Here is a 6,233-nt window from a genome sequence, read left to right as displayed (position 1 = left end):
CGGACCCACGACGAAACCGCCCTCGCGACGGAGGCGCGGACCCACGACGGAACCGCCCTGGCGGCGGCGATGCGGACCCCGCCACGGAACCAGCCCGGCCCCGGCGCAACCGCCCTCGCGGCGCCGAACCGTCCCCACGGCGGCGGCGCCGCCCGCTGCCGAGGTGCGGGCCTCACGGCGAGACCGCTTCCTCGCGACGGCGCGACGGCGCAGACCCGGTGGTAAGACCGCACTCGCGGGGGCGGAACGGACCCGCCAACCGAACCAGCCCCGCACCGGCGAAACCGCCCCCGCGGCGGAAGCGCGGACCCGGTGGGGTTACGGAACCGGCGCGGAACCGTCCTCGCGGTGGGGCGTGTCGGAAGCGGCACGGGCCGGGGCGACATGGCACGCCCCGGCCCGTTCACGGCACCCGCACGGCCGTACGGTGCTCAGATTTCCACGTCCGTATATCGCAGGCGGGTCCGTGGAGTTGCCTGCCGGTAAACGCCCCGTCAGGGCCGTGCCCGCGCCGCGTCGGGGGGAACCACCCGCTTCTCCTCGGCGAAGTGACAGGCCGAGGGATGCGCCGCCGGGCCGCCCTCGCCGCGGAACGCCTCCGGGACGGCGAGCAACGGCACCTCGTCCACGCAGCGCTGGCGGGCCTTCCAGCAGCGGGTGCGGAAGCGGCACCCGGAGGGGATGTCGGCCGGGGAGGGCACGTCGCCGGTGAGAATGATCCGCTCGCGGCGGTCGCGGGCCTCCGGATCGGGGACGGGGACCGCGGAGAGCAGGGCCTGGGTGTAGGGGTGTGTGGGGTGGCCGTAGATCTGCGCGTCGGTGCCGGTCTCCACGATCCGCCCCAGGTACATCACGCCGACGCGGTCGGAGATGTGCCGCACCACGGACAGGTCGTGGGCGATGAAGACGTAGGCGAGGCCGAATTCGTCCTGGAGCCGCTCCAGCAGGTTGACGACCTGGGCCTGGACCGAGACGTCGAGCGCGGAGACCGGCTCGTCGGCGACGATGATCTCCGGCCGCAGCGCGAGACCACGGGCGATGCCGATCCGCTGGCGCTGGCCGCCGGAGAACTGGTGCGGGTAGCGGTTGGCGTGCTCGGGGTTGAGGCCCACCACCTCCAGCAGCCCCTGGACGCGCCGGCGGCGGTCGCCCCTGGGCGCGGCCTCGGGGTGGATGTCGAAGGGCTCGCCGACGATGTCGCCCACCGTCATCCGCGGGTTGAGCGAGGTGTAGGGGTCCTGGAACACCATCTGGATGTTCCGGCGGACCGCCTTCAGCGCGCGGCCGGAGAGCCTGGTGACGTCCTCGCCCTTGTAGCGGATCGCGCCCGCGGTGGGGCGCTCGAGGTTGACCAGCATCCGCGCCACGGTGGACTTGCCGCAGCCGGACTCCCCGACGATGCCGAGGGTCTCGCCCCGGCCGAGGACGAAGTCGACGCCGTCGACCGCCTTCACGGCCCCGGTCTGCTTCCGGAAGAGGATGCCCTGGGTGAGCGGGTAGTGCTTGACCAGCCCCTCGACCTCGAGGAGGGGCTCGGTCGTCGTGTCCGTGCCGGGCACGGGCGCCATGGTGGCCATCGGTTCTCCTGGCGGGGCGGCGGTTCGGCCGGCGGTGGGCGTCTAGGGGGTGTCCGACACGGGCCCGCGGCGGGCGGAGTCCTCGAGGCAGTCGAGCCAGAAGTGGCAGGCGCTCCCCCGCCCCTCTCCCGAGACCGGTCCCCGGTCCACCGTGTACAGCGGGGGCACGTCGGTGCGGCAGACGTCCTGCGCCATCGGGCAGCGCGGGTGGAAGGGGCAGCCGGGTGGGATCGCGGTGAGGCTGGGCGGCAGGCCCTTGATCGCGTAGAGCTCCCGGCCCTTGTGGTCCAGGCGCGGGATGGAGTCCAGCAGGCCGCGGGTGTACGGGTGGGCGGGCGCCTTGTAGAGGTCGTGCACCGGGGCCGTCTCGACGATCCGGCCCGCGTACATCACCGCGATCCTGTCCGCGACGTCGGCGACCACGCCGAGGTCGTGGGTGATCAGGATCAGACCCATGTCGTACTCGCGCTGGAGCTCGGCGAGCAGGTCCATGACCTGTGCTTGCACCGTCACGTCGAGGGCCGTGGTGGGCTCGTCGGCGATGATCAGGTCCGGCTCCAGGGCCAGCGCCATGGCGATCATGATGCGCTGGCGCATGCCGCCGGAGAACTGGTGCGGGTAGTCCCGCACCCTCTGGCCCGCGGCCGGGATGCGGACCCGGTCCATCAGCTCGACGGCCTTGGCCCGGGCGTCCTTCTTCGACATGCCGCGGTGGACGACGAACATCTCGCCGAGCTGGTCCCCCACGGTGAGCACCGGGTTGAGGGAGGAGAGCGCGTCCTGGAAGATCATCGCCATCTCGGCGCCGCGGACGGAGCGCCGCTGCTCCTCCTTGAGCTTCAGCAGGTCGCGTCCTTTGAAGAGGATCTCGCCGCCGGTGATCCGGCCGGGCGGCATGTCGAGGATGCCCATGATCGCCTGGGCGGTGACGGACTTGCCGGAGCCGGACTCGCCGAGCACGGCCAGCGTCTCGCCGGCGTCGACGGTGTAGTCGACGCCGTTGACCGCCTTGGCGACGCCCTCCCGGGTGGCGAACTCCACGCGCAGGTCGCGGACCTCGAGCAGCATGGCGCGGCTCACCTCAGCTTCGGGTCGAGGGCGTCGCGGACCGCGTCGCCGAGCATGATGAACGCCAGCACCGTGACCGCCAGCGCCCCGGCGGGCCAGAGGAGCATGTGCGGGGCGTTGCGGATGTACGGGGAGGCGGAGGAGATGTCGATGCCCCAGCTGACCGTGGGCGGCTTCAGCCCGACGCCCAGGTACGACAGCGTGGCCTCGAGCGCGATGTAGGTGCCGAGCGCGATGGTGGCCACCACGATCACCGGGGCGATCGCGTTGGGCGCGATGTGCCGCAGCAGCATCCGGGGACCGGAGGCGCCGAGGGCGCGGGCCGCCTGCACGTAGTCGTGCTGCTTGGCGGTGATGACCGAACCCCGGGAGATCCGGGAGATCTGCGGCCAGCCCAGCAGCACCATGAAGCCGATCACCGGCCAGACGCTGTTGCTGGTGACCACGGACAGCAGCACCAGGCCGCCGAGGACCACCGGGATGGCGAAGAAGACGTCCGTGAGCCGGGAGAGCAGGGCGTCCCACAGGCCGCCGAAGAACCCGGCCAGCGCGCCGAGGACGCCGCCGAGGAGGGCGACGCCGAGGGTGGCGCAGACGCCGACGGTGACCGAGGTGCGGGCGCCGTACACGGTGCGGGTGTACACGTCGCAGCCCTGGCCGTTGAACCCGAACGGGTGGCCGGGCCGGCTGCCCTCCTGGGCCAGGGCCAGGTCGCAGTCGAGCGGGTCGCCGGAGGTCAGCAGGGAGGGCCACAGCGCGATCAGCACCAGGAAGAGGATGAGCAGGGCGGAGACGAGGAAGACCGGGTTGCGGCGCAGGTCCCGCCAGGCGTCCGACCACAGGGAGCGGGGCCGGCCGGACGGACCGCCGCCGTCGGGACCGGGGTCGTCCTCCAGCGTCCGGCCCTCGTGGGTGGCCAGGTCCATGGAGCCGCCGAAGCCCGTCCCGGCGACCGCGCCGTCCTCGGCGTCCGGGCCGCCGTCGGGCCAGTCGCCGCGCGGGCGGTCGCCCGGCAGGTGTTCGGCCGGCAGGTGCTCCCCGGGCCGGCGGTCGCCGGACTCCGGATCGGGCTCCGGGTCCGTCCGACGGACGTCAGGCATAGCGGATCCTCGGGTCGAGAACGGCGTACAGGAGGTCGACGACGAGGTTCGCCACCAGGAAGACCAGCACCAGCACCGTCACGAACCCGACCACGGTCTGGGTGTTCTGGCGCAGGATGCCCTGGTAGAGCTGGTAACCGACGCCGTGGATGTTGAAGATCCGCTCGGTGACGATGGCGCCGCCCATCAGCGCGCCGACGTCGGTGCCGATGAAGGTGACCACGGGGATCAGCGAGTTCCGCAGGAGGTGGCGGGAGATCACCCGGCGGCGGGGGAGCCCCTTGGCGACGGCCGTGCGGACGTAGTCGGAGCGGCGGTTCTCGGCGATGGAGGTCCGGGTCAGCCGGGTGACGTAGGCCAGCGAGACGGAGGCCAGCACCAGACCGGGGACGACGAGTTCACCGAACGTCGCCTCGGAGGAGACCGAGGGGTTGATCCAGCCCCACTGCACGCCGAGCAGCAGCTGGAGCAGCAGGCCCGTGACGAAGGTGGGCACGGAGATGACGACGAGGGTGGCGACCAGGACGCCGGTGTCGACCGGCCGGCCGCGGCGCAGCCCGGTGACCACGCCGAGGGCGATCCCGATCACGATCTCGAAGAGGATCGCCACCAGGGTGAGCCTGATGGTGACCGGGAAGGCGGTGCCCATCAGCTCGGTGACCTTCTGGCCGTTGAAGGCGGTGCCGAAGTCGCCGGAGAGCACGTTGCCCATGTAGGTCAGGTACTGCTTCCACACCGGCTGGTCGAGGCCGAACTCCGCCTTGAGGCGGGCCGCCGTCGCCGGGTCGCAGGCGCGGTCGCCGCAGAGCCCGGCGACCGGGTCCCCCATGACGTTGACCATCAGGAAGATGAGCAGCGTCGCGCCGACGAAGACGGGGATCATCTGGAGCAGACGCCTGATCACATAGCGTCCCATGGTGCCTCCCGGCCTGGGTGCGGGGCCGAGCCCTGGTCAGCTGACCTTGATCTGGTCGTAGACCGGGACGCTGAACGGGTTCAGGGCGACGTCGGAGAGACGCTCGGAGTAGCCGGCCGAGCCGTTCTGGTACCAGAGCGGGATGGCGGCCATCTCGTCGCGGACCACCGCCTCGGCCTCGAGGAAGTTCTCCACGGCCTTGCCGGTGTCGGACTCGGCGTTCGCCTTGTCGACCCAGTCGTCGAACTCCTCGTTGGACCACTTGCCGTCGTTGGAGGAGGCGTCGGTGTAGTAGAGCGGCTGGAGGAAGTTCTGGATCAGCGGGTAGTCCATCTGCCAGCCGGCCCGGAAGGGGCCGGGCATCTTCTCCTCGCCGATCTGGTTGCGGTAGTCGGCGAAGGTGCCGACGGGGTTGGGCACGCACGCCTTGCCCGAGCCCATGGCGCGGTTGATGCTGTTGCAGACCGCCTCGACCCAGTCGCGGTGCGATCCGGTGTCGGCGTTGAAGGTGATCCTGACCTGGCCCCCGGGCAGGCCGCCGCCCTCCTCGATGAGCTTCTTGGCCTCCTGCGGCTTGTACTCGCAGGCCTCGCCGCAGAAGCCCTCGCGGAACCCGCCGTCCTCGCCGAGGACCGGGGAGGTCCAGTCGGTGGCCGGGGTACGCGTCTTCTGGAAGATCGTCTCGGTGATCTGCTCGCGGTCGATCGCCATGGACAGGCCCTTGCGGACCTTCTCCAGGCCGGGCTTGTTCCACTTCGGGTCGTAGAACGGGAAGGCGAGGGTCTGCAGGATGCCCGCCGGGGTGTTGATGTACCGGTCGCCGAGGTCGGCGGGGGCGTTCTTCAGCTGGCTGGCGGGGATGTCGTCGACCAGGTCGAGGTTGCCGGACATCAGGTCGTTGTAGGCGGTGGCGTTGTCCGTGTACACCTTCAGGTCCACTCCGCCGTTGCGCGCCTTGTCGGGGCCGTTGTACCCGTCCCACGTGCGCAGTGACATCTGGGAGCCCTTGGCGTAGGAGTCGACCTGGTAGGGGCCGTTGCCGATGGGCTTGGCGATCCAGGCGTCGTGGTCGTCGAAGAAGGCGCGCGGCAACGGGGCGTAGGCGTTGTAGCCCAGGGTGTCGGGGAAGGTCGAGAACTTCTGGCCGAGCTTGACGGTGAAGGTCCGGTCGTCGACCACCTCCAGGCCGGAGAGGGTGTCGGCGCTCTGCTCGCCGCTCTCCGGGTGGGTCTGCTCGTAGCCCTCGATGTACTGGAAGAAGTAGGCGTTCTTCTGGTTGTTCTTCAGGCTCGCGCCGTAGTTCCACGCGTCCACGAAGGAGCGGGCGGTGACCGGCTCGCCGTTGCTGAACTTCCAGCCGTCCTTGACCGTGATCCGGAAGTTCTGGGAGTCGGAGGTCTCGATCTTCTCGGCGAGCATGTCCTGGGCCGCGCCGGTCTTCGGGTCGTACTTCTTGAGGTTGCGGAAGATCATGTCGAGGACCTTGCCGCCCTGCACCTCGTTGGTGTTGGCGGGCTCCAGCGGGTTCTGCGGGTCGCCCCAGGAGGAGCTGAGCACCGCGCCGGCGTCACC

Annotated in this window: 5 protein-coding genes; all 5 read right to left on the bottom strand. The window is 70.9% G+C overall.

Features of this window, described 5'->3' with window-relative positions:
- Window positions 1-494: 494 nt before the first annotated feature.
- Window positions 495-1,577, bottom strand: a complete 1,083-nt coding sequence (locus HW445_RS15530) for an ABC transporter ATP-binding protein (RefSeq protein ID WP_306673325.1) — start codon at window positions 1,575-1,577, stop codon at window positions 495-497.
- Window positions 1,578-1,619: 42 nt separating this feature from the next.
- On the bottom strand, window positions 1,620-2,645 hold the full coding sequence (locus HW445_RS15525; protein ID WP_180221611.1) for an ABC transporter ATP-binding protein: 1,026 nt from the start codon (window positions 2,643-2,645) through the stop codon (window positions 1,620-1,622).
- 8 nt (window positions 2,646-2,653) lie between these two features.
- Window positions 2,654-3,571: an ABC transporter permease gene (locus tag HW445_RS15520; protein WP_257231088.1), complete on the bottom strand. Its 918-nt coding sequence runs from the start codon at window positions 3,569-3,571 to the stop codon at window positions 2,654-2,656.
- Window positions 3,572-3,737: 166 nt separating this feature from the next.
- A complete protein-coding gene (locus tag HW445_RS15515; protein WP_180221609.1) occupies window positions 3,738-4,661 on the bottom strand; it encodes an ABC transporter permease in 924 nt (307 codons plus the stop codon).
- Between the two features lie 36 nt (window positions 4,662-4,697).
- Window positions 4,698-6,233, bottom strand: a 1,536-nt coding sequence (locus HW445_RS15510) for an ABC transporter substrate-binding protein (protein WP_257231087.1), incomplete at its 5' end; no start/stop codon positions are given.

It is taken from the genome of Streptomyces sp. UH6, assembly GCF_013421635.1.
GTDB classification, from domain to species: domain Bacteria; phylum Actinomycetota; class Actinomycetes; order Streptomycetales; family Streptomycetaceae; genus Streptomyces; species Streptomyces abyssomicinicus.
This window is presented reverse-complemented; position numbering and strand designations above follow the sequence as displayed.

What these genes read in the sequence shown, in the direction of transcription:
- HW445_RS15515 (WP_180221609.1), bottom strand. Translation starts at nt 4,661, where the DNA reads ATGGGACGCTATGTGATCAGGCGTCTGCTCCAGATGATCCCCGTCTTC.
- HW445_RS15525 (WP_180221611.1), bottom strand. Translation starts at nt 2,645, where the DNA reads ATGCTGCTCGAGGTCCGCGACCTGCGCGTGGAGTTCGCCACCCGGGAG.
- HW445_RS15520 (WP_257231088.1), bottom strand. Translation starts at nt 3,571, where the DNA reads ATGGACCTGGCCACCCACGAGGGCCGGACGCTGGAGGACGACCCCGGT.
- HW445_RS15530 (WP_306673325.1), bottom strand. Translation starts at nt 1,577, where the DNA reads ATGGCCACCATGGCGCCCGTGCCCGGCACGGACACGACGACCGAGCCC.